The organism is Shewanella sp. 125m-1 (assembly GCF_052977065.1).
On the sequence record NZ_JBRILT010000011.1, the window covers coordinates 41,104 to 68,041 of the forward strand.

A 26,938-nucleotide genomic window follows, 5' to 3' on the forward strand; every position below is an offset into this window, starting at 1 on the left:
AATAACTTATTGATTATCAGTTGAGTCAATATAAAATGGCTGCATTAAGCAGGACAAAAGACGACCGTTTGTCGGCTAATAGGCGTTATGGTCACGGAGATAAAATGTCACATCCTATTTACTACAATTCGATTGTACATGAAGCGTACTATATTGAACAATTGGCTTCGGCAAGCGCCAATCATGTGAGCAAGTTGTCAGAATTGTATAATACAGAAAAGGCGGAAGAATGCGTTATTTCTGAATATGAAATAGAGTATGAGTCTTACGTCGAATGGTTAATAGAGACTGTAAGTAGTCACTTAATTCTATGTGCTACACGGACAAGGGTTTTACAAGATAGTTACGACTTTTCAATTGACGATAACCCCCAATATTCACCTGACCTTGAAGCTTTCGAGCATTTTGAACAAGTTGTCGAAGTAAATAAAGGAAGTTTTAAACCTTCTCTGCGTGAGTGTTGTAATAAAATTATTCATGCAACTTCGTACGATTTAATGTTCGCTAAAAATGAATCTGGTTCTGAGTATTGGGTAGGAAAATGTGAGCTAAAAGGTAGCTTCAATAAAAAAGACTGGATCATTGTATTGGATGCTACAAAGTTTTGTTTTGCTTTAAGGTATTACATTGATTTAGTTAAACACCTTTAGAAATGTGAACATGCAAACTGTTCAAGAGGGATTCGTACACGTGGCATTTTTGTTATGCATAGCCGTTAGAGTTTAAGGTAGTTTGTGGTAGCTTCGGTTGTAGTGCTCCCACTTTTACAGGGCTATGTGCTTTAGAGTATGAATGAATTAAGAAGTAAAATATTTGAGTCGATAGAACATTTAGATGACATTAAGTACTTGTCCAAATGTGATATCGAGCAGTCAAAGTTATTCGGTGCATATCCTGAGGTTCGGAAGGCACTTGCGTACTATTGTCCTGCATCTAGTTTCTCTGACTTGATTATCAATCAGCTGGCTATGGTTGCTAGTCATCAGTGTGTCGAACTAAACGGCAAACTGTACCCGTATATCTGGTCAGATTTATTGGAACGAATGAAGTTAGTTGAAGTTAACAAGCCGAAGTATAAGCCTTTCAAAGGTAAAGGCTCTCCCTTAAAGGGTTATGGGCTATACCATGTTCATCATAGCTTAAACTTCGAAATTATATTTAATTTTAAGCGCTACTTTGAACGTAAGTTTCCTGAGGACTCATTAATATATGAAGCTATCAATGAGCTAAAAAAAGAGCACCCTGAACATACAGAACATTGGGCTACTTTTGTAAATTCACATATTATTAAATCAGTCGAATGGGGTGCTAAGAACAAGACAGGTGAGTGGTTAATTTATCAGGTGCTTGGTGACCAAATCCATTTTGTAGCTCTCGCACTACATGAAACAAGTGATAAGCATTTGTTTGAAAAGTTGGAACCACACCTTCAAGCACGCACATAACAACTATTTAAGGCTTCGCGATACTTTTACTAATCTGGCGCAAGTCGTATAGAAAGATCCCACTAAATGATTCCTGTCCAAAAATGAGTTTGCAAAAAGATAGGACTGGCATATCTTTTATGCCCAAATATCTTTAACCATAACCTTAAAACTAACTACAACTCAAACTCACAGAAAACACTATTTCCCCATAGGAGTTGCCGAAGTGCGTTGAAGAAATAACCGTGATGCCCACACGGATGTGGGCATAGCTTTCGCGGGGCAGGATGCCCCATCGGAAGCGTTAGGTTATTTCGAATAAGTACGAGGGTGACAACTTCGTAGGGGCGGCTCGGGTGATGCAAGAGGGGGAAGCTGTTGTCCCCCTTTTGCCCGAGTGTGAGCTGGAAGCTCACGACTTTTATCAAACGAAGTTTGATTGCCCTCAACACAGATAGAAGCGTTATCTATACGCAAAAGAAAAGGCTATAGGAAAACTCCCATAGCCTCTTGAAAATAGCCTTTTTGACTTAACTTTTTAGCAAAAAGCTAAACCAACTATTTGCCAGCAATCACTGTCTTAATGCTATTCAGCATTGAGCGATCCGTTCGGGCTTTCTTAAGCTTACGTACGCTTTCTTTAAGCGATGCGTCAGCTAAGCGAGTGAAAATACCGTTGTATTCTTTCTCGGCAATTTCATCGTCAGTCTCAGCCATCTCGGCAATATCTTGCGCAACACGGCTTAACTGAAACCAGGCGTTAGCGATATAAAAACCGTGAAAGTCTTCTCTGGCTAATAGTGACTTAGCACTTGCAGGCAAAGCATCCCAACCATTACTGAACTTAAGATCTGTGTCTTCAATTAACTCGTTGCAAAGGTTGGCATAGGCTTCAAACAGATCCTTTGGGATCTCGTTCATAGGCATTACCGTATTACACACGTTTAATGAAACCTGCTCGGCACGTTCTCTATAAGTTTGGCTTACTTCTGTCATGATTTTTCTCTACAAATGAGCGCGATTGACGCACTCTTTATTCAAATTAATTTGGCTTAAAACTTACCGCTTACATATAAACCGTAATTGCCGTTACCTACGATTGGCGTTACCGTAATGCCTTTATATGGGTCGGTAAAGTATAGGCCAGATAATATGCCTATTGCGGCGCCAGCTAATACGTCTTCTACATGGTGCTTGTCGCTTTCTACGCGGGTATAGCCTACGTAAGTCGCACCTATATAAGCAGGTATAGCCCACTGCCAACCGTATCTTTGCTGCACAAAGGTTGCCGCGGCAAAACTGTCGGCGGTGTGCCCTGATGGAAACGAGTCATCGCCTGAGCCATCGGGGCGGTCTTTATCAACGCTGTACTTAAGGCCTTCCACGACTAAACGTGACACTATGCCCGTTTTGGCTAGCTGCCATGCGCCCTCAAAGTCGTCTTCATAAATAAGGCTTGTGCCCAATGCTGCGGCAGGAATTAATAGGTGCAATACATCACCTGACTTTTCTAAATCAGATGCTGCAAACGTTGACCCACTTGCCAGCAACAGTAAACAAGCAAAGACTTTTCTCATCCTTATGACCTTATTGACGAACTATTTTAAGGCCGTTGTTATACAGGCTGCTCAGCACAAATGCAAAAACTTGTCTAAGGTGTGATCTATTTGCGCTTACTCGCAATTTAAGTTTAGTTAAACTTCGTTACCATCGTGTATCCTACTGCATGAATATAAAGGACTTTAATACATAAAATAAATCTCAATGAACAAGCTGACCCTGTTACCTCTTTTTATGCTCGCCCTCAGCTTACTCTCTGTAAGCCGTCCAGTTACTGCTACTGAAATCGATATAATTCAAGCTGACAAGCTATTTGATATGTTCGATAGCGGCGTCGTTGAAAATAACGCCGAGAGAAAACAATACCTAGATGAACTCACATCGTTAGTGCCTAAAAATGACATTGCTAGGCAGTTGCGTTTAACTCGCGCTACCTGCTGGTCGTTTAACATGAATGATGATGCTGAGACAGCCCAGGCTCTGTTATTCGCTAACAAGGCCCTAACCCGACCAGAGTTAGCCAACTTTCCCGAAGACAAATTGGATTTAGAGCTATGCTACGCTTGGTTTTCAGAGCAAAGAGGCGATGTTGACACCGCCACCACCTATTATAATCGACTCATAAATGAAGCCTATAAGCTTGAAAATTTACGCCTGATGGCTGACGTGCGCATGATGCGCGGATTTTTAGCATCCCTCCAAGGTAACTACACCTTGGGGCTAGAAGACTTAATGACTGCTAAAACCCTTTATAAAAGTCTCAATGTCACAACCTGGGTACAACACAGCCTATACGAGATCGCGACCATCTATCGCCGTTTAGGTGATCAAGACAATGCCATTCGCTATTTCAACCAATTACGTGAGAGCCACATTGATAACGAGCAGTTTGATAAAGCCAATGTTGTGAGCTCATCAATTGCCATCGCAGAAGAAGAAGCGAATAATTTTGCTGAGGCTAAAAAGCTGTTTTTAGAAAGTTACCACTACTGGGATAGCAAAGGTGAAGCGTTCAAAAAAGCAGGCGTAGCCGTTAATATGGCGGGAACCTTAATCAAATTAGGAGAGATCAACTTAGCCCGCCAGTATTTAGACGAGGCCGCCCACGCTATCAATCCATCTGCGTCAGGGTTTTATAATTATATGCAGTTGTTTTATGCTCAGGTTTACTTGGCGCAAGGGCAATTTACCCAAGCTCACAACAGCATACAGTTAGCTCGACAAGCCTTTCAGCGAGTCAAAAGCTTGCGGGGTCTGGTGCAGCTGCAACTGGTAGAAAGCCAAATATTTCTTAAGCAGTACGATTGGCAAGCAGCCTATCAATCGCTACACAAATATATGGAGCTTCATATGGAGCTCGATAAAAAAATATTCTCTCGCTACAACACAGAGATGCGAACTCGCTTTAATGCTGAACAAATAGAGGAGGAAAATCGTCACTTAATTGAAAACCATAAGCTCAAAGAACTTGAGTTGGCGATGCTGGAACAAAATGAGGCGCAGCAATGGATTATCATTTTCATGGGTAGCATCATTCTGATTATCGTGTCGATTTTTACCTATAATCAGATACAAAAGAATAGGTTACTGTCTGTGTTAGCGCTCACAGACGATCTCACTCAGCTGCCTAACCGGCGTTATATTTACACTCAGGCCCAGCACCATTTTGAGCGTGCAAGCAAAACCCAGCAACCTTTGTCGGTTATTAGTTTCGATGCTGATTATTTTAAACGCATTAATGACAAGTATGGCCACGAAGTGGGCGACCTGACCTTAAAGCTGCTCGCCAATACCTGTAGAGAAGGGCTAAATTCTAAGTATGACGCTGCCAGAGTAGGCGGTGAGGAGTTCCTCATTCTTCTGCCAGATACAGATAAAGCCCAAGCCGTTAAGATAGCCCAGGACCTAGTCAATCAAGTTCGCGATACTGATTTCAGTTCATTCCCGCCGGACTTCTCGATTACTATCAGTGCTGGCGTTTCGATGCTTCGCGAGAGTGACGATAAGCTGTCACTGCTACTAAAACGCGCCGATGACGCGCTTTATTTAGCAAAAACAAACGGCCGAGACCAGGTTAAAATGTGCTAAATGGCTAGGCTACTAAGGCTATGCTTTAGGCTTTTAACTGCTGCTTATTAGCGATATACCTAAGGCCTGCTATGTATAATAGCAGGCCTCTCCCCCTGTAATTCCAGTTGCAGTAACCGTCCCAATTACAGCCCCTGTTACTGCCCCCATTCTCGTCAATAGTACTGGCTAAGCCTGCATTCGCTTGTTATAGATGCAATCACACGCCATAACTAAGCAATGCACTAGAAGAGGTATTTGAGCATTAGCCATGATTGATTCTGTTAAAAAATAACTAAAATATATATTTTATCGTGTATGCTTGTGCATGATTATCAATGACTTTAATGCTAAGAAAGCGCTAAATGCCCAAGCCGTTTTTGTTAATAAAACTCATTCTGTTTTTAAGCTTACTTTGTGTGAGTGTTTTCGGTTATGCCGAGCAAAACTATGCAGAACAAAGCAATGCAGAAAAAGCCGATGCGATTTTTACACTACTCGATAGTGGCACCGTTAATAACAACCAAGTTCACCTCGCTTATGTCGCCGAGCTTGAAACGCTAATCGCTAAAGATGATATCGCAAGAAAGATGCGCCTAACCCGAGCGCAGTGCTGGTCATTTGATCCATTTAAAGAGGGAGAGGCAGCCAAAGCATTAGCGTTTGCTCAGCATGCACTTACCCACCCTGATCTAGCTCGCTTTCCTAACGACAAGCTAGATTTAGAACTCTGCCAGGCCTGGTATACCGAGCAAGACGGCAATGTTGAGCTAGCACTGCAAGGCTACAACAAGGCGATCAATCAAGCTTATGCGCTTGAGAACTTACGCCTAATTGCCGATGCCAGAGGTATGCGCGGTTACCTTCATTCTTATCAAGGTAACTTCACCCAGGGGCTAGAGGACTTAATCACCTCGCAATCCCTCTATAAAAGTCTTAACTTACCCGCTTGGGTCAGTATTAACCTGTACGAAATCGCCACTAGCTATCGCCGCTTTGGCGATCAGAAAAATGCCATTCGCTACTTTAAAAAGCTCGAAAAAAGTAAAATAGAGAGTAAAGACTTTGATGCCGCAAATAGCATTTCAGTCGCCATTGCCATTGCCGAAGAAGAGTTAGGGAATTTAGAGCATGCCAAGCAACTGTTTGAAACTAGTTACTTGTATTGGAAAGCTAAAGGGCGCGAACTCGAGCAAGCAACTGTCGCGGTCAATATTGCAGGAACGCTAATTAAACTGAGTGAACTTGATGAAGCAAAGCGATATTTAAATGAAGCTAAACCTTTTATTTTGCCATCTGATGAAGGTTTCTTCAGCTTCATGCATCTATTTCTCGCTCAAGTGGATTTAGCCGATGGTCAATTATCCCAGGCCCATGACAACATAGCACTGGCGCGTAGTGCCTTTAAACGGATAAAGAATATACGTGGCTTAGCACAGCTGCAGTTGGTAGAAAGCCAAATATTTCTCAGTCAAAATAACTGGAAACAAGCTTATCTGGCGCTTAAGCAGTACATGACTATCCACAACGAGCTTGATGCCAAACAGCTATCAAGCTACACCACCGAAATGCGCACACGGTTCAATGCCGATCAGATAGAGCAAGAGAATCGTCATCTCATCGAAAACCAAAAGCTCAGAGAGATAGAGCTGGCCATGTTGGAGAAAAATGAGCTCCAGCAATGGATCATCATCTTGCTAGGCGGCTTTTTGATGCTGATTGTGTCGGTGTTTGCTTACAAGCAGATCCAGAAAAACACATTATTATCAAAGTTGGCGCTCACAGACGATCTAACCCAACTACCAAATCGGCGCTATATCTATAGCAAAGCGCAAACATGCTTTGAAGAAACAAAAATAAAACAGAGCTGTTTTTCAGTCATCGCTTTCGATGCAGATAACTTTAAGCTGATTAACGATAACTTTGGACATGAGGTCGGCGACCAGGCTCTTGAATTACTCGCTGAGATCTGCCGCAGTGCCCTCGCCCCGGAGCATCAAACCGCGCGTGTCGGCGGCGAAGAGTTTTTGATTATCCTGCCAGATACCGACAAGGCGCAGGCCTACAAAATAGCGCAGGCCTTAGTGCTAACCGTCTGTAATAGCAACTTTAGTCAGTTCCCACAGGGCTTTAGCATGACCATTAGCGCTGGCGTTGCCAGCTTAATGTCAAGCGACGACAAGCTGTCGCAGCTGCTAAAACGCGCCGATGATGCACTCTATCTAGCTAAGAGCGAAGGCCGTAATCAAGCTAGAGTGAGTTAGCCCATTGAGAGTCTAAGATGAGTCCAAGAAGAGTCGAATAACATCTCAGGATACCTATTTACTCTCAATAACTGCTATCATTAGCGCTTACTTAAAGCCGTTACTTTCGCCGATACTTTTCGCCGACAATAGACCTATGTCTGACTCTTCTTCACAACTTGCTGCAATCGACACCTTAACGCCCACTCAGCTCGGCGAATTAGCCCTTAACATTAAAGCATGGGGCCAAGCGTTAGGCTTTGCCCAAATCGGTATTTGCGATACAGACTTAAGCGCTGAAGAGCCAAAATTACAGCAGTGGTTAGACAAGGGCTATCATGGTGATATGAGTTACATGGCCAATCACGGCATGATGCGCGCTAGACCTTATGAACTTCACCCCGGCACTAAGCGGGTTATTGCCGCTCGCATGAACTATCTACCACCCGAAGCCGGTTTTGCGGTTAACCTTAAAGACCCTAATCTTGGCTATATCTCGCGTTATGCTGGCGGGCGTGATTATCACAAGATGATCCGTAGCCGCCTTAAAAAGCTCGGTGATAGAATCGAAGCTGAGTTGAAAGACCTAGGCATTAGCAAACCAAACTCTCGCCCTTTCGTTGATTCTGCCCCTATTTTAGAGCGCCCTCTCGCCGATAAGGCAGGCCTTGGCTGGACAGGTAAACACAGCTTATTACTCAACCAAGACGCTGGCAGCTGGTTCTTCTTGGGTGAACTATTAATCGACCTGCCTTTGCCCGTCGATATTCCTATTAGTGAAGGCTGCAACACGTGCGTAGCGTGCATTAAATCTTGCCCGACCAACGCGATTATTGAGCCTTACGTTGTTGACGGTAGTCGCTGTATCTCTTACTTAACCATTGAGCTACAAGGCGCCATTCCAGTAGAGTTTAGACAAGCTATTGGTAACCGTATTTACGGCTGCGATGATTGCCAACTCGTCTGCCCAGTAAACGCTAACGCGCCACTCACCGATGAAACCGACTTTCATACTCGTCCCTCACTTAAGCAGCCACAGCTACTTGAGCTGTTTGCGTGGAGCGAAGCTGAATTTTTAAAGCTCACTGAAGGTAGCCCTATTCGCCGGATTGGCCATGCACGTTGGCTTAGAAATATCGCCGTTGCGCTGGGTAATGCGCCCCACAGTGAAGCGATTATCGCAGCGCTTGAGGCCCGTAAACTATCGAATGAAGTCGATGATATGGTGATAGAGCATATTGATTGGGCTCTACAGCAACAAGCAGCAGATGAGCAGAACCTAAGCCGCAAAACCCAAAGGGTGATCCGCAGTGTCGAAAAAGGCCTAGCGCGGGACGCGTAGGCCTAATATCAGCTCATTAGAGAGCTGTTATGCATTTGGATCTAAGGTAAAGCCGACTTTAATTGTTACCTGCCAGTGCGCCACCAACCCCTCTTCAAGGTGGCCACGAGTTTCAACCACCTGAAACCATCTCAAATGCTTCAATGATTCATTTGCCGCGGCAATCGCATTCTTGATGGCCTCATCAGAACTAATAGGTGACGACCCGGTCAATTCAATAATTTTGTAGGTATGGCTCATAATGACTCCAGCGATGAGAAGGAAATAACTTTAGTCAGTATAGAACAACCTCTGTGATAGTCAGGACAAAGAATTCCCCCCCAACACTCGCGGTAAATATGAGAGCAATTTTCCCTCAAAAGACAGCATGCACAGTTTATTTCAATCAGTATGATGCCAGAAACATACGCCATCCGATCCCAGGAAGGCTAGTAAAGCCGGTGGTATAAGACACCACTTTGCCTTCATTGATGATAATCAGAGTCGGTGTAACATGCACCGACCAATCTTTGGCACTGCGATTATCAGCATCATTAATCACAGGAAAGTGATAATCATGGTCCTGCATATAATCATTTATCTCACTATTAGTGCCCGATGCAATGGCCACGCTCACCACTGGAAAATAAGCCGAAATAGCCTCAACAGATGGGCTTACCGAACGGCAAATAGGACACCATGTACCCCAAAAATACACCAAAACGGGCCCATCGGTACTAAGCGTCGATACGTTAATCTTCTCACCTGTGATAGCAACACCACTAATCACCGGAAAATCATTGACCTCTAAGTTTCTACTACGCCACTTATCCATGACCCAAGCTACGGCGCTCAGCATGATAAGCAAAATCAATAACTGCTTAATCCAACCACCAATACGGTGCTTCAATGTCGGCTTTTTTTCTGGCGATTGTTTTTCTGTCATTTTCTTTTCAGTCGTTTTCTTTTCGGTCGCTTTCTTTTCGGTCGCTTTCTTTTCGGCCATAGCGCTCAGCATTACCGGCATCATATTGCGGCAGTAAAATGAATATGACTCTATAAGACCGGATAAGTAAACAAATAGTTCATAACAGCACTCACTCTAGCAGCACTCGCCCCTTTAATCGCCAAGGATAACGGGCAAACAGACTAGGCAAGCACTCGAAAAAACAGAATTGATAAACACACTAGGCTGACTAGGAAAACGAATACTGCCCCCCAACAAACTATCAGCTAATGACGAGCTAAAGATGAACTAATGACGAGCTAAAGCACCATAAAACAGGTAATGCTTTAGCTCGTTTGCTTAAGTTAACTCAGCAGGCGAGCAGCGCTAGCCTAATTTGCGCCGCAATATCTTAGTCGCCTCAACAAGGTTAACCAACGCGGGCTCCACTTCATCCCAAGTGCGTGTCTTTAAGCCGCAATCAGGGTTAATCCACAGTTGTTCTACCGCAACTTTACTCGCCGCTTTTTCCATCAAACTGACAATTTCATCAACCCTTGGTGTATTGGGTGAGTGAATATCGTAAACACCCGGACCAATTTCATTTGGGTAGTTAAAGTCCTCAAATGCATTGAGTAGCTCCATTCTTGAACGCGATGTCTCAATGGTGATCACATCGGCATCCATCGCCGCGATTGCTGCGATGGTTTCATTAAATTCGCTATAGCACATATGGGTATGAATTTGCGTTTCGTTGCTAACACCTGCCGCACTCAGCTTAAAGGCATTGACCGCCCAGTTAAGGTAATGCTGCCATTCACTCTTTATAAGCGGCAAGCCTTCTCGAAATGCTGGCTCGTCGATTTGAATAATGCCAATACCGGCATTTTGTAGCTCAACCACCTCATCACGAATGGCGAGGCCGATTTGAGTCGCTATCTGCTCGCGACTGATATCTTCGCGCGCAAAAGACCAATGCAGTATGGTTACCGGCCCTGTCAGCATGCCTTTGACCGGCTTTTCTGTGAGGCTCTGAGCATATGTAGCCCACTCTACCGTCATCGCATTTGGGCGTGATACATCGCCATAAATAAGTGGTGGTTTAACACAGCGTGAGCCATAGCTTTGTACCCAACCAAACTGGGTAAAGCCGACACCATCGAGCTGTTCGCCAAAGTATTCCACCATATCGTTTCGCTCTGCTTCACCATGCACTAATACGTCGATACCTAGCTTTAACTGCCGCTCAATAGTGTCTCTGGTCACTTGGCGTAACTGATCATTATATTGCTCAAGGCTTATTTCACCTTTACGCCAGCGGCTACGCAGGCCACGAATTGCAGGCGTTTGAGGAAAACTCCCTATGGTGGTCGTTGGCAATAATGGTAAGCGGTATTTTTGTCTTTGCGCAGCTTGCCTGAGTGAAAATTCATCATCACGCAGGTAGTCTTGCTCAGTGAGAGCATCGACTCTGGCTATCACCTCTTGATTGGCCGCCTTTGCCCGTGCGCTACGTCGTTGTTGGCACTCAAGCACTATGGCTTTGGCCTCGACAGAGTTTGGATCTGTGAGTAACGTCTTCAATTGACCCAATTCAGCCAGCTTCTGCTTGGCAAAAGAGAGTTGCAGCTTAAGTTCAGGCTTAAGCTGAGTTTCTACCTCTAAATCGACCGGACTATGTAGCAAAGAGCACGAAGGCGACAGCCATAAACGCTGCTTAAGATCCCGCGCTACACTCGATAATCCCTCTGCGAGTGTATCGAGCTCTGCCGCCCACACATTGCGGCCGTTAATCACCCCTGCTGACAGTATTTGATCTTGCCTTAGGCTGATGGAAAAAGCGCTGAGCTGCTCTGGCGCTGTAACCAAGTCTAAGTGTAACCCTGCCACGTTAAGCGATGCGACAAGCTGATGGTGGTGCTCAATACTGCCGTAGTAACTGGCGAGCAAGATGTTTAGGTTACAACGCTCAAAATCACGATAGGCTTGGCTAATCGCGGCTTGCCAATCACTGTCTAGCTCTAGGGCTAAAACAGGTTCATCAAGCTGAACCCATTCGACACCCTGACTAGCAAAGCGGGCCAATATTTTATGGTACGCTTGCAGAAGTTGCGGTAATAAACTCAGCTTATCGAACGATGAACCAACAGTTTTAGACAGGTATAGAAATGACACTGGCCCCAAGATCACAGGCTTGACCTGATAGCCTAAAGCCTGAGCTTCACTCACTTCATCAAACAATTGCTCATAACCAATATCAAAGCTTTGATCGACCGTTAGCTCCGGTACGATATAGTGATAATTACTGTTAAAAAACTTGGTCATTTCAGCAGCGGCAGCGTCTTTCCCCGTTGGCGCTCGGCCTCGTCCGATACGGAATAAGGTATCAATATCGGTGGGGGTATCACTTTGATGACGCTCTGGGATCACATCCAAAGTGGCACTTAAGGTTAATACCTGATCATAGAAAGCAAAATCGCCAACAGGCAACAATCTCACCCCGGCATCAGCCTGCCAGCGCCAATGTGTTTGGCGTAGTTCTTTTGCAATTTCAACTAACTGCGACTGCTTAATTTCACCACGCCAATACTTCTCTAAAGCAAATTTTAGCTCTCGTAAACGACCAATTCGTGGAAATCCCAAACTATTTAATTGCATATTGTATACCTTTTGATGTTAAGATGAGCAAAATTCAGAGTTAACGCCCCTCTGAATTTCATATAACTAAACAGAACAATGGGCGTCTGGACGTCTAGAAGTTTATTGTGTTAGCCTTAGTATTCGCAATCGAAACGAATTCAAGCGCAACATGAGCGAATTTCATGTGAGGATAAAATGATAGAGCTTAGACATTTACGTACGTTAGTTGCCCTAAAGGAAAGCGGCAGCCTCGCTGGGGCTGCAAAAAAACGCTTCGTCACCCAGTCGGCACTGTCTCATCAGATCAAGGAATTAGAGACTCGCATTAACTCAGCTATTTTTGTGCGTAAGAGTAAGCCCCTCTCTTTCACACAAGAGGGTGCGCGATTGCTCAACCTTGCTGAAGATATTCTGCCGAAAGTGATCGAAACCGAATTTGATTTAAAGAAAGGCTTAGCTGAAGGGGATAATCATTTAGGCGTAGGTATTGAGTGCCACAGCTGCTTCCGTTGGTTAATGCCGGTAATGGAGCAATTTAGAAAACAATACCCACAGGCGGATCTCGACCTCTCTAGTCGCCACTTATTCGACTCATTAAACGCGCTTGAGTTAGGTGAGCTAGATGTCGTGCTGACATCGGATCCAGTACCTGCTCAGTCGATTGCTTATCAGCACTTGTTTGATTTTGAAGTTAGATTAGTGGTTGCCAGCGACCATCCGCTGGCGCAGCAAGAGTATGTTACACCGAAACAGTTAGAAAACTTGGCGATTTTAAGCTACCCAGTTTCACTTGAGCGCTTAGATATTTATCGCCACTTCTTAGAGCCTGCAGGCATAAAGCCTGGGCCACAGGTAAAGTGTGATTTAACCATGATGTTACTGCAGCGTATTGCCTGTAAAGATGGTATTGCGGCGCTGCCTAGTTGGTCGATTAACGAAGCTCATGGACTTAGCCTTACCAGCGTTAAGTTGGGGCCAGATGGCCTTAAACGCCCGCTGTTTGGCGCATACCGTCGTAACGGTGCCAATGCACGCTTAGCCCAACATTGGTTAGAGCTCGTCTCAAAAGAAGGGTTAGCGAAGCAGAGATTGAACTGATCAATCCGTACTATAGTGAGCACTACGCTCTGTAGCATACAAAAAAGCCTGCATATTGCAGGCTTTCTTTTTATAGCGCTTTAAGTAGCAAATTTCTTCTCGCTAATACCCGTCTCAAGACCAAACCTGGAGAGTTAGCGTTATGGGTTTGACGTAAGTTATGCGCGATTAAGAACTCATCACGTAAATCATCATCTAGCCCTAATGACTCAAAAGCTTCAAGCGTTAAGGTTTCTTGTTTATCTTCAATCACAGACTTAAGCAGGCTCAGTGGGTAATCCTGTTCAAGTTCTGAGTTTAAGTAAGCAAATGCCGTTAGTGCAATAATGTCACCAAATACGCTAAATAGTGCCAGGGTTTGCACTTCATCAGGGCTAATTTGCAAACTTTCTAGCTGATGCAGTTGATCAACGGCGTCCGCTGCAATCGCTTCGGTAAGCGCCCAATAACCATGAACCAGCTTTTTGTAAGGCTCATTCAATTCGTCTAAACGCTCTTTCAGATAGAAAGTAAACGCATAACGATAAATATTAACCTGACCTAAACGTACTAAAGCATCTTTTAATGAGCGATTCTTACTCGATTGCGGTGTGGCGTGATCTGCACTGTTGCTGCGCCAAAGCAGATGGGCAGATACGGCCGGATCGGATGACACGATATCGATAACATTACGGATATCACCGTCTGCAATAATGGCCTTTTTCAATGGGATAAGGATCCCTCTACGACCAATTACCTGCTCTTCGTTGCTGATAATTGCGCGTACTTGAGTAAATACTTGCTGCTCAAGATCTGTCATGCGAAACATTAAACCTTATTATTTTTAATCATGATGTGCACTCAATTCCGTGGCAAATTAACCCACACAATGACGTCAAAGGTCAAGCCATATAAGCGACAACCTTAACAAGTTTCAACAATTTTATTCACCTCCACTAAATAAGTAGCTGATAAAACCTGCCATCAGTAGCAAGAGCCAGGAATAGTATTAAAACCGGAGGGATTTTGGCTACGCCAATATATTAATGTAAGCCTTTGTTATATAGCCTGATAAATCGCTTTGGCAAGGTCAAAATAGCCTGCGTCATTTAAATGTATCGCATCCGATTTTTTACTCGGACTTTTCAATAAGCGACTTAACGCATCGTCGACTAAAACCAACTCATATTGCTCTGCAAGCTCCTCATAAATCGGTGACGCCGATAAAAATAGGCTCTTTTGTGGCACCGCAACCAGTAAAACTGGGATCTGTTTCGACTGGGCCATCTCTATCATGGCGGCCAAATTAGATTTAGTCGTCGTGATAGCATGGTTTCTTAAGAAGTCATTACCGCCCTCTAACAAGATTAATAGCTCTGGTGAATGCTTATCTAATAACGAAGCTAAACGTGCTGCACCACCCGTTGTTGTCTCGCCCGATACGCCCGCATTAATCACCTCAAAACCACTAAGAGAAGCAAGCTGGCTAGGGTAGTCTTGGCCCTTCGACGCGCCAACGCCATAGGTAAGGCTATCGCCAAAAGCTAATATCCGTGCATTATCTGATAAGGGCGGAATACTCGCCCCAGAGCAAGCTTGCAATAACAGCAGTGCGCAACTAACGAGCAATAGGACAATAGGGCGACGCTTAAATAATGGTTTCATCAATAACTTTTAACTTGAGGCTGTAGCCAAAAAATAACATAAAAAAAGCCAGACACAAGGTCTGACTTAAGTACGCATATCATTTTAAATATGTCACAAAAAACTAGAATGCTTGATAGCTAACACTCAAAAATAGCTCTCTACCAGGGCTAAAGTAGTTTTGAGCGGAGATAATCTCTGCGTCAAAGATGTTGTTCGCTTTTAAACGTAAGCTCCAAGCATCATCGAGCTGATAACCCACACTTAAATCAACTTTATGATAGGCATCCAAAAACGCATCATAACCAGCATAACGCTTACCTTGATAATGGTAGTTAGCCAAGAGATCAAAACGTTGCCAGCTATAGCTCAGCATATAGTTAAACTCATTCTCGCTACGGCCAACAAGCTGCTCACCTGTTTGTTTATTCTCAGCATCCAGATAGGTATAACCCAGTTGGTGCTCAAGGCTCAATAACTGGAAATTAGCAGACAGTTCGATACCGCTGATCTCAGCTTCATTGATATTCGCAGGCTTCCAGATATCCCAACCATAATCGTCTTTCTCACCCGTAGGGGCCCAAGCAATCAGATTATCGATAGTATTTTTAAATACACTGATATAAGCACGCACATCTTTAGCATTAAAATGCAGCGTTAGATCGTAACTCTCAGCGGTTTCTGAGAGCAACTCTGCGTTACCAGAACCTGGCCAGTACAGGTCGTTAAAGGTTGGCACTTTAAAGGCCGTACCCGTTGTCGCGGCCAAACTCCATTGAGCATTAAACTGATATGCGAGACTAGCGTTATATGAAACTTCGCTGTCGATATTTTCCACATCATCATAACGCACCGCAACTTCAGCCAGTATATTGCTCCACTGCTTTTGCACTAAGGCGTAGACACCTAAGATATCTCGCTCATCTTGGGCATAATCGCCCTTAACAGACTCATTTGACCAATCGACACCGCCCGTCAGGGTCAAGTCGCTTGCCGCTAGGTATTGGTTACTCCAATTGACCTGATCGCGTTTGGTTTCAAACTCAGATATTGGCACACTGATATCGTTACCACGAAAGTTCTCGTTTGAATCGCGAGACTGGCTTAAGGCTAATTTGCTGGTAAATCGGTCATTACTGTATTGCGTAGCAAGATCCCAAAAGTAATTCTCATAGTCTGACTCATCTGCCGAACCTGAGGCATAGATATCGTCGTACTGAGTGTTACCTTTATCGTATTGTCCGGTCCAAAGTGCTTGCCAGTTTTGATTAATTTGCTGAGAGCCGTTTACTGAAAGCGCGTTGCGCTTATAACCATCATCATCATTTTCAACCTCTGCGCCGTTATATACATCATAACCTTCTGATTGCTCATGGTTAACGCTCAGTGTTGTACTACCATCGCCATGGGTCATACCTGCGCCAAATGAGCCGCGAATATATTCATTGCTGCCATATTCAGCACCCGCAAACCATTCACCGCCCTTGAGTTGGCGAGTAAAAATCTGAATGACGCCGCCAATAGCATCACTGCCCCACACAGACGCTCGAGGTCCTTTTAGGACTTCGATTCGCTCAATATTTTCAGGTGATAAACTGTTAAAGCTAACTGTACCTAATGTGGCAGAGCCGACTTTAACGCCATCGATTAGGACTAATACATGGTTGGAGTTACTGCCGCGAATACTGACAGATGTTGCCTGACCCGCACCGCCATTGCGCGATACACTAACACCCGGAAGTGTTTCTAATACGTCAGCCACAGACTTTGGATTAAGACGCGCTATCTCTTCACGTTCAATGGTATTAATGACGGTTAGCTGCTGATCGGCGCTTCTATCAAAACGAGAACCGGTTACGGTAATCGTTTCATCAACATTTGCTAAGTGAGATGCGACTTCTTCGGCCGAAACTGAAAAGGCTGATAAGCTAACAAGACTACTGACTAGTAGTGCGATTTTTGATGGTTGTGTTCCCATTTACCTTTTTACTCCTAAAGGAAAACGGGGCAAATACGTCACGGTGACACGACCCATAAATGAAAAAAATCACTCGTTTATTGGTTCGTTTAATTGCCGCATTTCGAGATCTGCCCGCCGAAATCATCGAAATCACTTTGCTGGCCGGTCTCCGGACTTAGGTTCTGTATTAACGTATTAATACCCGAATACAAGCTTTCAACACCTATCCATTAAGGCGCACTTGTCTCTCACCATTCACCGTTGCGGGGGCAGTGTCAGAATTTAACTGACTTCCCGATTATCCCTAAGTTACAGCCGTAACCTGAGGCACCAATAAAGTTGACTAAATATCGTTATAAGTTTTTGTTACTCAAAAGTGAACAAATATCACTATCAAGAGTGCCGCGCATTATAGACGTCTATACGGTTAAATGTCTAACTTAACACCACTTAAAACCCGTATTTAAGCCGAGGAATATTCACCTTGTACCTAGCGATCTAATGTTTCACATTAATATCAGCAACATATAATTATCACATTGAGTCTACCAAGCCTTTAATACAAGCTCAGAGGGGTAATACTAGATAAAAACTCTTGCTGATTTTGCGCTTTGATGGGAGGATTTTCTTTGCTAAATGCGTCACCACGAATCGATTTATGAATTAAATACAGATCCAGTTTCCCCCTGATAGCGGTGTAATGGCCAATCTCTCCTAGAGTTTGCACCTCATCATAAGCAATACCTGCTACCGACTTAATATGAGAGTTGGGCATCTTAGTGCAGCCGATAATCGCGCTTGCAGCTTCATGGCCGTTGAGTGGCTCACTTTGCAAGGTTTCAAACACCGTTTCCCCTTGGCAACTGTCGAAGTATACCTCTGCCATAGTCTCTAAAAATTTTTGTGGGCTCACATCTTCAGCGATCCCTTTAAACCCTTGCACACACAGCATAGATGACCAGGTTTGTAACGCTTGAGAAGCGGGAACAAACTCAGCAGAGAACATCGTCTCTTGTTGATTTGAATAAGCGAGTTTCCAGTCTAACGGCAAACTAAAATTAAATGTTTGACTAAAAATCGCTAGTTGCTTGGGAGTTTTATCGACGTGCGCTGTAACCGCTTCATCACTTAAACCGTATGATGGAAAAGCTAGAAATATTACACATAACAGGCCTGCTGCCATGCGCGGAGATAATGACGTCATACCTTTACAATCCTTGTTGGGGGTACTTTTATGAACAGATATTCTATCTGTGCATCTGTCAAAGTGGTACTTAAAAAGTCATTAAATTGAATCCGCATAAATGCACAGTCATCTTCAATGGCTATCACCTCCGCCCTTCCATATTTAACAATAGCTTATATACCGACAGCTAATCTAGAACAAAAAAACACCAAAAAGTACTTGCGCAATACAATTACATTTGTAATCTTAAATATACATTACAGCTGTAATCGTAAAGAACATTCAGCAAAGGATGACTTTGAAAGAGGCCGACTTTGAAAGAGAGCAACTATGAAAAAGGTTTTACTATGAAAGAGGTTTTACTATGAAAGAAATCAGTAATGCCGAGCTGTGTGTGCTCAATATCCTTTGGCAATCATCGCCAATGAGTGCTAACGATGTCATCAGTGAATTATCTCGCAGCAATGACTGGCACGAAAAAACGGTCAAGACGCTACTTAACCGCCTAGTAAAAAAACAAGCCATTGGCTTTGACAAGCAGGGCCGCTCATATCTTTACTTCCCTCTCATCGAACAGAGTGAATACCAGCTTAAAGAGAGTGAGTCTTTCATCGAGCGCTTATTCTCTGGTCGCGTCGCTCCCTTAGTGGCCGGTTTTGCCAAGCAAAACAAGCTCAGCGCCGAAGACGTGGCCGAATTACAACAACTGATTGATACCTGGCAAAAGGACAACAAATCATGATGCTATGGATGGCACAGCAAACCCTGTTACTTACTCTTGTTTGTGGTGGTTTACTCATAAGCCACCGCTTTTTACAGCAGCGATTGGGGGCACGTAAAACCTACCAGCTATGGTTAGCAGTTCCCGCTTTACTGATAAGCTCTGCGTTAATCGCAAGCATGCCCAACACTCTTGCTGCAGCCCAGGCAGAACAATTCGCTCACTATAGTGTTATCGCTAGCAAAGCTATGGCTACAGTTCAAACCAGCGATTACGCCAAGATTGCGCTGTCGATATGGTTAGTTGGCATTGCGGCTATGGTGACTCTGCTCAGCCTACAAGCGATAGCTTTAACTCGCATATTAAGCACTGCGACTAGAGTCCATCACACTGGCGCCAACTTACCGACCTATAGCCACCCCGGTGTGCAATCACCTATGCTCGTCGGGGTCATTAACCCGAAAATCATACTGCCCTCTAATTTTATTCAGCTTAACGCCGATGAGCAGCAATCGATTATCGCCCATGAGCAATACCACCACCAGCGCCGAGATCTGCTCAGTAATTTATTGGCCTACAGCGCACTCAGCCTGTTCTGGTTTAATCCTATTTGTTGGCTCGCTTATCGACGCTTTAGAGATGATCAAGAGTTAGCCTGTGACGCCTTTGTCACTCAATCATTGAATAAACAACAAAAGATCTGCTATAGCCAAGTGCTGTTAGCCTACTCCCAGCAAGCTCATCACGGCCTGCTACACACACATTATGGAAATAAAAACATACTCAAGGAGCGTATTATGCAAATGAAGACATTTCAACAAGGTCAGAGCGGTTTTGCCATTATCGGTTTGACTATCGCATTAGGGATCAGTGGCTTGCTGCTCAATCAGCAGGTGCAGGCCGGCGATCACAACCATGACGCTGTTCACCCAACAATCCGTATCGAGCCTAAGTATCCTATTGAGGCAGCTAACGCTCACCAAAGTGGTTTTGTTGTCTTACAGTTTGATATCAGCCCAAGTGGTGCGGTTAGCAATGTCAGCGTTGTTAAGTCATCACCTGAAGGGGTATTTGATAGCTCTGCGACAACTGCACTTAAGCAGTGGCAGTACAGTGAAAGCAGTAAAGGCCTTAAACAGGCAAAGGTACAGCTCGACTTTATGATTGATCCACCAGCGACTGACGTTGAGCGCATCAAAGTTACGCCTTAAACAAGCGGTTATCACTTAAACGAGCTCTGATAAAGAATCTCGCGATATACATGTGATGTGATAAAAAATAGCTAAACCGATAAAAGCGCCAGCAGCTGGCGCTTTTATCGGTTAAAAAATAATGATATCAATAGGTCACACCTCAACCCTTGTTTATTTAAACCTTAGCTTATTTAAACTTTAACTTATTTCAATAAAACGACCGCTTCTTTCAACGCCGCTACAAGTTCAGGATTTCTCAACACTTGCGTTTCCATATCGAAGTTATCAAAAAAGCTTGGCACTGAGAGCGTTGCCCTGACATCTGCAGCAAAGTATGGCGCAGATCCTGAAGCTGCAGCTAATACGCTTGATGCACCGCCCGGCCCCGGAGAGGTAGCAAGTAATAGCATTGGCTTGTTTTGAAACACTTTCATGTCGATACGTGATGTCCAGTCAAACAGGTTTTTATAAGCGGCAGTGTATGAACCATTATGCTCAGCAAAAGAGATAATAATGGCGTCGGCTTCACCAATCTTGGCAAAAAACTGCTGCGCCAGCTCTGGGTGACCAAGCTCTTCTTCTCGGTCCTGACTAAAAAGTGGCATCTCATAATCGTTAATATCAAGAATTTCAACCTCAGCTCCCTGCACTAATGATGCTGCATAGGTTGCAAGTTGCTTGTTGATTGACTTAGTGCTGCTGCTAGCTGCAAAGGCTAATAGTTTCATAATAGGACTCTCATATTCAGTGACTGCAGTTAACTCTGCAAATTGCGTTGGGTTCAAGTACCGTGCTCACAATTAAGCAAAGGTTAAGTTTAGAACGACAACTCGATGTAGAGCAGTGTATATTGATGACAAATAAAGATTAATAACCTCAAAAGATATTTACTATTTCCATATGGCTTTTAATTAAGGGGGATATGACTATAAATAAACTATTTGATGGAATTGTAATATTTGTCCAAGTCGTAAAAAGTGCTGGCTTCTCAGCCGCGGCAGAGGCTTTAGGTCACTCTACCTCTTATGTGAGTAAAGAGGTCAATAAGCTTGAAGCTCGACTTGGGGTCAGGCTACTCAATAGAACCACCCGCTCTATCGGCTTAACACCCGAGGGAGAGGCTTACTATCAGCAGTGCTTACAGTTAATAATTGATGCCGAACAGGCGGTGGGCTTGGTCACTCAACACGATGTCAGCCCCCGCGGTGTACTTAAATTAAGTTGCCCGGTCGGCTTTGCGCAAAACTACCTTAAGCCCATTATTTCTGAATACCTGCAGCGATACCCCAATGTAAGTTTAGACTTAGATTTAAGCGATAAACGCACCGATGTGATTGCCGACGGTTATGATTTAGCCATTAGAGCATCAGCACACCTTGAAGAGTCGAGCCTTATTTGCCGCAAACTTTATAGCTGCAAAGCCTACACTGTGGCGTCGAAAGCGTATATTTCACGCCACGGAAAACCCCACCATCCCAGAGAATTAGAAACACACTACGGCATCTGCTACTCCAATCATAAGCAGCCAAGCCGCTGGGATTATATTGATCATGACGGCAAACATTTTGTCGTTGATATTCGCCCAAAAATACTCTGCAACAATGGTGATATGCAGCTGGATATGGCACTGGCGGGTCATGGTATCACTCGTTTACCGAGTTTCTATATGCGAGATGCGCTTGAAAGTGATCAGTTAGAGATTTTATTTGAACACTTGCCTAATTCCGATATCGATGTTTTTGTCGTTTACCCGAGCCGTAAACACTTATCGCCTAAAGTCAGGGCATTTATCGACTTAGCGGCTAAACACTTAACCCGCTGCTAATGTTAACCTTTATGCCCAAATTTTAAATTTATTACTTTAAAGTAAACCAATACCGAACTTATAATAAATAACATTTCCCAGTCACAGTTAACGCTTCTTTTTAACTGTGCTAAAAATCTTTCCACTGGGATCTCAAACTACTTAGGTGATGTGCGTGCTAAAGAAAGCTCTTGCAATGTCCAGCTCAACCCAGATGTTAGTGGCCATGTTTGTTGGTTTTGCCGTGGGGCTGTTTTTCGGGGAATCCATCGCTTGGATGGCGACCATAGGCACAGGGGTGATCTTGCTGATGCAGATGACGGTACTGCCCTATATCGTTGTGTCACTCGTTGGCGGTATTGGTAAACTGCAAAAAAATACAGCCAAACTTATTTTTAGCCGCGCCGGTCTTATCATGTTGCTGCTTTGGCTATTAGCGATTGTAATGATTGCTTTAATGCCGCTGTCTTTCCCCGTTATCGAATCGGCCTCCTTCTTTAGTACCAGCAGCATTGAACCTGTTACACCAATCGATTATTTCAAGCTGTATATTCCCTCTAATCCCTTTGAGTCCATGGCTGATGGTTATGTACCTGCCATGGTGGTATTTAGCATCGCTATGGGGCTTGCGCTTATCGGCATGCAAGGCGAGCATAAGCAGCAAATACTGACCTTTATGCATACCAGCTCAGAAATTTTTTCGCGCATTACTCAAGGTCTAGTGAAAATTCTACCTATCGGTATTTTTGCTATGTCGGCCTCGGCAGCAGGCACCATGGGAGTCGATGAGTTTGCCAGTATGCAGGTTTACCTTATCAGCTACTTTGTGCTGTGTTTGCTACTCACATTTTGGGTATTGCCCTGGATTGTAGCTTCGTTGACGCCCATTACCTTTGCTCAAGCACTGCGAATTTCAAAGTCGAGCCTAGTCACCGCTTTTGCTACCGGTAACATCTTCATCGTAATCCCGGTGATTGTTGAAGAGTGTAAGCAGGTGATGCGCGAGCACGACGACTTATGCGAAGACGGCGCCACCTTGATTGAAATTTTGGTGCCTATCGCCTTTACCTTCCCTAATATCGGTAAGCTCACCGTTATTATGTTTATCTATTTTGCAGGTTGGTTTAATGGTACTCCTGTTGATATTACCAGTATCCCTTCGCTTTCTATCAGTGGGCTATTAGCGCTATTTGGCAGTGTCTATGTGGCCATTCCGTTTATGCTCGACTTAGTTAAACTCCCAACTGATCTATTCCAGTTATTTGTCATGTCTGGCTTTATCACAGGTAAATTTAATTCTATTGCGGCGGTAATGAACCTGTTTGCACTCACCTTATTAACGGCATCGCTGTTTCAAAAATCACTCAAAATACGCCCACCGCAACTATTGAAGATGAGTTTAGGCATTGGTATCAGTGTGTTTGCAACCTTATTAGTTTGCCGTGTCGGCATGGGGATGTTTATTCATAGCCCAGAGATCACCAGTGGCGTTATCGCCAACATGCAGGTGGCCGATAAAGTACCGACCAAAGTAAAAAAACAGTTCCCGATTGTAGGCCAAACTCCCGCAACCCCCATCCGAGGGGTACAAGCGATTCGAGATGCGGGCACCCTCAGAGTGGGTTATATCCCAAGTAACGTGCCCTTTAGTTATTACAACAATGCTGGACACTTAGTCGGGTTTGATACCGCTATGGCGACGAAACTTGCAGAAGACTTAAAGGTGAAAATTGAATTTATTCCCTTTAAAAAAGACCAACTGGTCGCCTCTCTAAAAGCGGGTTTTTTTGATATTGCCATGTCAGGCCTTGCCATGGACATCGAGCAGATGGATGCCTTAAGTTACGCTAACCCAGTGCTTGAGCTTAACCTTGCTATAGCGACTAAAGACTATTTGGTGAACGACTTTAAGAGTAACGAAAAAATTAAACAGATGCAGGGCATGACCATAGCTTATGTTGAACATAGCGATGCTATCGAAGAGGCTAGGCGTTTCGCCCCCAACCTCAAGTTTGTAAAAATTGAAGGCTACAAAGACTTCTTTAGGCAGAAAAAACACAAATATGATGCGGTAGTGATCAGTGCCCAGGCAGGCTCAGCCTGGACCTTGTTCTTCCCGGGCTACGGTATTGCACTGCTGGAAAATAAAACACATTATCCTGTGGCGTACGCGGTCGCACAATATAACCAGTCGCTGCTCAACTACATCAATAATTGGCAGCGCTTACGTAAAGTTGATGGTACCCAAGCAGCTATTTACGATTATTGGATGCTAGGTAAAGGCGCTAAAAAAGTAGAGCCGCGTTGGTCAATCATTCACAATGTACTGCACTGGACAGACTAATCACTAAATGAAGCTGGTGCCCAGTGAGTTTAAGTTTGAGCCAAGTGGTTACTTAGCAGACTATTGCTTTAAGGGCTATGTCGGCGTTGGCGTCGACAATTGCTTAACTTCAACCTCGCTCAGATAGCGCCACAGCCCCAGCTCAACATCGAGTTTAAGCTCGCCTATCTGCTCACGATGCAAGCCGTTGACGCGATTCCCCACTGCGGCAAACATCCGCTTCACCTGATGATACTTGCCCTCGGTAATGGTAAGTAACACCTCTTTAGGCGTGACAATCTCAAGCTTCGCTGGGAGTGTTAGCGCCTTTTCATTTTGCAATTGCACACCCTGTTTAAACTTTTCAGCAACGTCTTCGGCAACTGGGTCTCTTAAGGTCACTCGGTAGGTCTTTTCACACTGTTTGTCGGGTCTGATAATATCAAACGACCAACGACCGTCATCGGTCAGTAGCACTAAGCCTGTCGTGTCGGCATCAAGCCTACCTACAATGTGTAAATCTTCCACTCTTTCGAGCTTAATACAGTTAAACAGGCTTGGATAATCGCCATCCACATTCGAGCTTAGCGTATGCATAGGTTTATGCAGCATGATGTAACGCGATGGCCGCGCCACTAATCTGCCCCCTTGATAGCGGATCTCATTGCTTTCATGTACCTGAAAAGCCACATCCGTGATGGTCTCGCCATTGACGCTAATTTCAGCGCGCTCAATACAATCGCTAGCCTGAGCACGACTGAGATCGGTACTTTTACAGATAAATTTGTCTAAACGCATGTTACTTAGTTATCACCCAATATTTTTACTGTACTTTTTTACAATACGACTCACCGTACTAGCCCCTGTATTAGCGCAAAGAGGACTCATTGTACTAGCCCCAGCATTAGCGCCGAGACGACTTACTGTAGTTAGCCCCAGTATTAGCTCCAAGAGGACTTACAGCACCCCAATACTAAGCTGGATTATCGCAAGCAGCCAAAATTGCACAAGCGCTCATTTTAAAATGGTCAGTATTTATCGACTCTTATAGAGGTTCAGCTATTAAGCGGCCGCGATTTCAGGCACAATACCGGCCTAAGAAAAGGCTGAAAAAGCCAGTTACTTTGTCGTAAACGCTTAGGAACCCCAAATGACGCAGATCACCCTACTTACCCCTGACGATTGGCACCTACATTTTCGCGATGGCGATATGTTACAAGAAACGGTTCCCGCAACAGCGCGCCTGTTTCAACGTGCGATTGTTATGCCTAACCTTTTACCACCTGTCACCGATGCGAAGATGGTAACTGAGTATCGTGAACGTATTTTGGCTGCGCGCCCAACAGGTTCGACTTTTGAACCGCTTATGACCATCTTCTTGACCAACAACACCACAGAGCAAGACATCATTGATGCTAAAGCTGCCGGCGTTGTTGCTGCAAAGCTTTACCCTGCAGGTGCAACCACCAACTCAGACGCGGCTGTCAAAACGCTTGATGCGCTGTTCCCTGTATTTGAAGCCATGGCTAAACACGGTATGTTGCTATTGGTACACGGTGAAGTCACTGAATCGCATATCGATATTTTCGACCGTGAAGCCATATTTATTGAGCGCTACCTTGCCCGCATCGTTGCCTCTTTCCCAAGCCTAAAAGTGGTATTTGAACACATCACCACTAAAGATGCGGCTGACTTTGTTATGTCAGCAGCGGACAATGTGGCGGCAACGATTACCCCGCAGCATTTATTACTTAACCGTAATGACTTGCTTGTAGGTGGCGTTCGCCCACATAACTTCTGCTTGCCAGTTCTTAAGCGCAGCACCCACCAAGAAGCGCTTCGCGCTGCGGTTGCAACAGGCTCAAGTAAGTTCTTCTTAGGCACCGACTCCGCGCCGCACGAGAAGCACCGCAAAGAGTCAGCTTGTGGCTGCGCCGGTTGTTATAGCGCGTGGAGTGCATTAGAGCTATATGCACAGGTCTTTGATGACTTAGGTGCACTAGATAAACTTGAAGGCTTTGCCAGTAAGCATGGCCCTGACTTCTATGGCCTTGCTCGCAACACCAGCACGGTGACGCTAGTGAAAGAGAAATGGACGGTTCCGAGCGAAATCATCTTGCCAAACGGTAATCCAATCGTGCCATTCTTCGCCGGTGAAGAAGTTAACTGGAAAGTGAAGAACGCTTAACAAGCATTCTTCACTTTTATTAAGATTGAAAAGCTCGCTTATTGCGGGCTTTTTTGTTTTTAAAGTCTCGTTATGTCGCCAAATGTATGCATATTTGCGCCACATACACATGTTGTTACCTGCAGACATCAACTGAATTGAGAATAAGATAAAGATACACTTGTATACAAAGTTAACACATCATTTATCATCAGCTTGCGCTTAAATAGCTCCATGCAAACGCATAACTTAAAGTCTTTTTAAGTCCCCCACGCAAGGAGCAACCGATGAAGAAAATGATTACATTAACCGCGATTATACTGACCTCAATCACTTTTAATGCATCAGCCGCAATGGAACCTAATTTAGAGAAAACACTCATCGCAGTCTGTAAAACAGGCTTAAATAACAACCTCTTTTTGTATAACAGAACCATGCAGGAACATAAAATCAACAAGCGCAGAGTGTTTCCAAAACTCGTGTGTAACGGTCAGAGTTTCCATCAATTCGCACTCTCTAATGGCGCTAACAAAATTGCCGCTAAAATTGCCCCCTATAGCTTAGGTACAACAACGATTACCGATATCGCAATGACGCCCCCACAAGACGCAAACTACTCAGTCACGTTTTAACACCATTAAGCTAACGAAAAGCCACCAGCT

At 44.3% G+C, this 26,938-nt stretch carries 23 protein-coding genes and 1 riboswitch; of the genes, 12 read left to right on the forward strand and 11 right to left on the reverse strand.

What is annotated here, in order from left to right:
• The first annotated feature begins 104 nt into the window (after window positions 1-104).
• A complete protein-coding gene (locus ACVBIK_RS07370; protein ID WP_447169390.1) occupies window positions 105-650 on the forward strand; it encodes a hypothetical protein in 546 nt (181 codons plus the stop codon).
• A 138-nt stretch (window positions 651-788) separates the two neighbouring features.
• Window positions 789-1,445 (forward strand): hypothetical protein, encoded by a 657-nt coding sequence (locus ACVBIK_RS07375; protein ID WP_447169391.1) that lies wholly within the window; start codon window positions 789-791, stop codon window positions 1,443-1,445.
• Window positions 1,446-1,982: 537 nt separating this feature from the next.
• Here the strand turns inward: ACVBIK_RS07375 and ACVBIK_RS07380 are convergent.
• Entirely contained in the window at window positions 1,983-2,420 is a 438-nt protein-coding gene (locus ACVBIK_RS07380; protein ID WP_447169392.1) for a DUF3069 domain-containing protein, read from the reverse strand.
• Between the two features lie 56 nt (window positions 2,421-2,476).
• Complete coding sequence (locus tag ACVBIK_RS07385) at window positions 2,477-3,001, reverse strand: phosphatase PAP2 family protein (RefSeq protein WP_447163951.1); 525 nt, start codon at window positions 2,999-3,001, stop codon at window positions 2,477-2,479.
• A 187-nt stretch (window positions 3,002-3,188) separates the two neighbouring features.
• Between ACVBIK_RS07385 and ACVBIK_RS07390 the strand changes: the two genes are divergently transcribed.
• From ACVBIK_RS07390 to queG, 3 genes are all read left to right on the forward strand, one after another.
• A complete protein-coding gene (locus ACVBIK_RS07390) occupies window positions 3,189-5,072 on the forward strand; it encodes a tetratricopeptide repeat-containing diguanylate cyclase (RefSeq protein ID WP_447169393.1) in 1,884 nt (627 codons plus the stop codon).
• 344 nt (window positions 5,073-5,416) lie between these two features.
• The gene (locus ACVBIK_RS07395; RefSeq protein ID WP_447169394.1) at window positions 5,417-7,315 is read left to right on the forward strand and encodes a diguanylate cyclase; all 1,899 of its coding nucleotides are present in this window, start codon (window positions 5,417-5,419) and stop codon (window positions 7,313-7,315) included.
• Between the two features lie 136 nt (window positions 7,316-7,451).
• A complete protein-coding gene (queG, locus tag ACVBIK_RS07400) occupies window positions 7,452-8,636 on the forward strand; it encodes a tRNA epoxyqueuosine(34) reductase QueG (protein ID WP_447169395.1) in 1,185 nt (394 codons plus the stop codon).
• 27 nt (window positions 8,637-8,663) lie between these two features.
• On the opposite strand, the gene ACVBIK_RS07405 is transcribed toward queG, so the two are convergent.
• From ACVBIK_RS07405 to metE, 3 genes are all read right to left on the reverse strand, one after another.
• Window positions 8,664-8,876, reverse strand: coding sequence for a dodecin (locus ACVBIK_RS07405; protein WP_447160734.1), 213 nt, complete (start codon window positions 8,874-8,876; stop codon window positions 8,664-8,666).
• A gap of 145 nt (window positions 8,877-9,021) precedes the next feature.
• Window positions 9,022-9,633 (reverse strand): redoxin domain-containing protein, encoded by a 612-nt coding sequence (locus ACVBIK_RS07410; RefSeq protein ID WP_447169396.1) that lies wholly within the window; start codon window positions 9,631-9,633, stop codon window positions 9,022-9,024.
• A gap of 315 nt (window positions 9,634-9,948) precedes the next feature.
• Window positions 9,949-12,219 carry a 5-methyltetrahydropteroyltriglutamate--homocysteine S-methyltransferase gene (gene metE / locus ACVBIK_RS07415; RefSeq protein WP_447169397.1) on the reverse strand — a complete coding sequence of 757 codons (2,271 nt, stop codon included), beginning with the start codon at window positions 12,217-12,219 and terminating at the stop codon, window positions 9,949-9,951.
• 177 nt (window positions 12,220-12,396) lie between these two features.
• On the opposite strand from metE, the gene ACVBIK_RS07420 reads away from it, so the two are divergent.
• Window positions 12,397-13,299 (forward strand): LysR family transcriptional regulator, encoded by a 903-nt coding sequence (locus ACVBIK_RS07420; protein WP_447160731.1) that lies wholly within the window; start codon window positions 12,397-12,399, stop codon window positions 13,297-13,299.
• A gap of 70 nt (window positions 13,300-13,369) precedes the next feature.
• On the opposite strand, the gene ACVBIK_RS07425 is transcribed toward ACVBIK_RS07420, so the two are convergent.
• The 4 genes from ACVBIK_RS07425 to ACVBIK_RS07440 form a co-directional block, all read right to left on the reverse strand.
• Entirely contained in the window at window positions 13,370-14,098 is a 729-nt protein-coding gene (locus ACVBIK_RS07425; RefSeq protein ID WP_447160771.1) for an HDOD domain-containing protein, read from the reverse strand.
• Between the two features lie 239 nt (window positions 14,099-14,337).
• Window positions 14,338-14,943 carry an arylesterase gene (locus ACVBIK_RS07430; RefSeq protein ID WP_447160730.1) on the reverse strand — a complete coding sequence of 202 codons (606 nt, stop codon included), beginning with the start codon at window positions 14,941-14,943 and terminating at the stop codon, window positions 14,338-14,340.
• A 103-nt stretch (window positions 14,944-15,046) separates the two neighbouring features.
• The gene (locus ACVBIK_RS07435; protein ID WP_447160729.1) at window positions 15,047-16,900 is read right to left on the reverse strand and encodes a TonB-dependent receptor domain-containing protein; all 1,854 of its coding nucleotides are present in this window, start codon (window positions 16,898-16,900) and stop codon (window positions 15,047-15,049) included.
• Between the two features lie 125 nt (window positions 16,901-17,025).
• Window positions 17,026-17,232, reverse strand: a riboswitch (cobalamin riboswitch).
• 206 nt (window positions 17,233-17,438) lie between these two features.
• Window positions 17,439-18,086 (reverse strand): hypothetical protein, encoded by a 648-nt coding sequence (locus ACVBIK_RS07440; protein ID WP_447169398.1) that lies wholly within the window; start codon window positions 18,084-18,086, stop codon window positions 17,439-17,441.
• 346 nt (window positions 18,087-18,432) lie between these two features.
• Between ACVBIK_RS07440 and ACVBIK_RS07445 the strand changes: the two genes are divergently transcribed.
• The gene (locus ACVBIK_RS07445) at window positions 18,433-18,810 is read left to right on the forward strand and encodes a BlaI/MecI/CopY family transcriptional regulator (protein WP_447160727.1); all 378 of its coding nucleotides are present in this window, start codon (window positions 18,433-18,435) and stop codon (window positions 18,808-18,810) included.
• Window positions 18,807-20,000, forward strand: a complete 1,194-nt coding sequence (locus tag ACVBIK_RS07450) for a TonB family protein (protein ID WP_447160726.1) — start codon at window positions 18,807-18,809, stop codon at window positions 19,998-20,000. The genes ACVBIK_RS07445 and ACVBIK_RS07450 overlap by 4 nt, the downstream gene beginning before the upstream one ends.
• 185 nt (window positions 20,001-20,185) lie before the next feature.
• Here the strand turns inward: ACVBIK_RS07450 and ACVBIK_RS07455 are convergent, their stop codons facing one another.
• Window positions 20,186-20,710 (reverse strand): NADPH-dependent FMN reductase, encoded by a 525-nt coding sequence (locus tag ACVBIK_RS07455; protein ID WP_447160725.1) that lies wholly within the window; start codon window positions 20,708-20,710, stop codon window positions 20,186-20,188.
• A gap of 194 nt (window positions 20,711-20,904) precedes the next feature.
• On the opposite strand from ACVBIK_RS07455, the gene ACVBIK_RS07460 reads away from it, so the two are divergent.
• A complete protein-coding gene (locus ACVBIK_RS07460) occupies window positions 20,905-21,807 on the forward strand; it encodes a LysR family transcriptional regulator (RefSeq protein ID WP_447160724.1) in 903 nt (300 codons plus the stop codon).
• Between the two features lie 175 nt (window positions 21,808-21,982).
• Window positions 21,983-24,130 (forward strand): cation:dicarboxylate symporter family transporter, encoded by a 2,148-nt coding sequence (locus ACVBIK_RS07465; RefSeq protein WP_447160723.1) that lies wholly within the window; start codon window positions 21,983-21,985, stop codon window positions 24,128-24,130.
• Window positions 24,131-24,205: 75 nt separating this feature from the next.
• Here ACVBIK_RS07465 and ACVBIK_RS07470 read toward each other — a convergent pair whose 3' ends face one another.
• Window positions 24,206-24,907: a pseudouridine synthase gene (locus ACVBIK_RS07470; protein ID WP_447160722.1), complete on the reverse strand. Its 702-nt coding sequence runs from the start codon at window positions 24,905-24,907 to the stop codon at window positions 24,206-24,208.
• 352 nt (window positions 24,908-25,259) lie between these two features.
• Between ACVBIK_RS07470 and pyrC the strand changes: the two genes are divergently transcribed.
• Window positions 25,260-26,297 carry a dihydroorotase gene (gene pyrC / locus ACVBIK_RS07475; RefSeq protein WP_447160721.1) on the forward strand — a complete coding sequence of 346 codons (1,038 nt, stop codon included), beginning with the start codon at window positions 25,260-25,262 and terminating at the stop codon, window positions 26,295-26,297.
• A 266-nt stretch (window positions 26,298-26,563) separates the two neighbouring features.
• Entirely contained in the window at window positions 26,564-26,908 is a 345-nt protein-coding gene (locus ACVBIK_RS07480) for a DUF3718 domain-containing protein (protein ID WP_447169399.1), read from the forward strand.
• Window positions 26,909-26,938 lie beyond the last annotated feature (30 nt).

What these genes read in the sequence shown, in the direction of transcription:
- ACVBIK_RS07450 (WP_447160726.1), top strand. Translation starts at nt 18,807, where the DNA reads ATGATGCTATGGATGGCACAGCAAACCCTGTTACTTACTCTTGTTTGT.
- ACVBIK_RS07420 (WP_447160731.1), top strand. Translation starts at nt 12,397, where the DNA reads ATGATAGAGCTTAGACATTTACGTACGTTAGTTGCCCTAAAGGAAAGC.
- ACVBIK_RS07395 (WP_447169394.1), top strand. Translation starts at nt 5,417, where the DNA reads ATGCCCAAGCCGTTTTTGTTAATAAAACTCATTCTGTTTTTAAGCTTA.
- ACVBIK_RS07460 (WP_447160724.1), top strand. Translation starts at nt 20,905, where the DNA reads ATGACTATAAATAAACTATTTGATGGAATTGTAATATTTGTCCAAGTC.
- ACVBIK_RS07380 (WP_447169392.1), bottom strand. Translation starts at nt 2,420, where the DNA reads ATGACAGAAGTAAGCCAAACTTATAGAGAACGTGCCGAGCAGGTTTCA.
- ACVBIK_RS07425 (WP_447160771.1), bottom strand. Translation starts at nt 14,098, where the DNA reads ATGACAGATCTTGAGCAGCAAGTATTTACTCAAGTACGCGCAATTATC.
- queG (WP_447169395.1), top strand. Translation starts at nt 7,452, where the DNA reads ATGTCTGACTCTTCTTCACAACTTGCTGCAATCGACACCTTAACGCCC.
- ACVBIK_RS07465 (WP_447160723.1), top strand. Translation starts at nt 21,983, where the DNA reads ATGTCCAGCTCAACCCAGATGTTAGTGGCCATGTTTGTTGGTTTTGCC.
- ACVBIK_RS07470 (WP_447160722.1), bottom strand. Translation starts at nt 24,907, where the DNA reads ATGCGTTTAGACAAATTTATCTGTAAAAGTACCGATCTCAGTCGTGCT.
- pyrC (WP_447160721.1), top strand. Translation starts at nt 25,260, where the DNA reads ATGACGCAGATCACCCTACTTACCCCTGACGATTGGCACCTACATTTT.
- ACVBIK_RS07430 (WP_447160730.1), bottom strand. Translation starts at nt 14,943, where the DNA reads ATGAAACCATTATTTAAGCGTCGCCCTATTGTCCTATTGCTCGTTAGT.
- ACVBIK_RS07370 (WP_447169390.1), top strand. Translation starts at nt 105, where the DNA reads ATGTCACATCCTATTTACTACAATTCGATTGTACATGAAGCGTACTAT.
- ACVBIK_RS07455 (WP_447160725.1), bottom strand. Translation starts at nt 20,710, where the DNA reads ATGAAACTATTAGCCTTTGCAGCTAGCAGCAGCACTAAGTCAATCAAC.
- metE (WP_447169397.1), bottom strand. Translation starts at nt 12,219, where the DNA reads ATGCAATTAAATAGTTTGGGATTTCCACGAATTGGTCGTTTACGAGAG.
- ACVBIK_RS07385 (WP_447163951.1), bottom strand. Translation starts at nt 3,001, where the DNA reads ATGAGAAAAGTCTTTGCTTGTTTACTGTTGCTGGCAAGTGGGTCAACG.
- ACVBIK_RS07390 (WP_447169393.1), top strand. Translation starts at nt 3,189, where the DNA reads ATGAACAAGCTGACCCTGTTACCTCTTTTTATGCTCGCCCTCAGCTTA.
- ACVBIK_RS07405 (WP_447160734.1), bottom strand. Translation starts at nt 8,876, where the DNA reads ATGAGCCATACCTACAAAATTATTGAATTGACCGGGTCGTCACCTATT.
- ACVBIK_RS07410 (WP_447169396.1), bottom strand. Translation starts at nt 9,633, where the DNA reads ATGCTGAGCGCTATGGCCGAAAAGAAAGCGACCGAAAAGAAAGCGACC.
- ACVBIK_RS07375 (WP_447169391.1), top strand. Translation starts at nt 789, where the DNA reads ATGAATGAATTAAGAAGTAAAATATTTGAGTCGATAGAACATTTAGAT.
- ACVBIK_RS07445 (WP_447160727.1), top strand. Translation starts at nt 18,433, where the DNA reads ATGAAAGAAATCAGTAATGCCGAGCTGTGTGTGCTCAATATCCTTTGG.
- ACVBIK_RS07480 (WP_447169399.1), top strand. Translation starts at nt 26,564, where the DNA reads ATGAAGAAAATGATTACATTAACCGCGATTATACTGACCTCAATCACT.
- ACVBIK_RS07435 (WP_447160729.1), bottom strand. Translation starts at nt 16,900, where the DNA reads ATGGGAACACAACCATCAAAAATCGCACTACTAGTCAGTAGTCTTGTT.
- ACVBIK_RS07440 (WP_447169398.1), bottom strand. Translation starts at nt 18,086, where the DNA reads ATGACGTCATTATCTCCGCGCATGGCAGCAGGCCTGTTATGTGTAATA.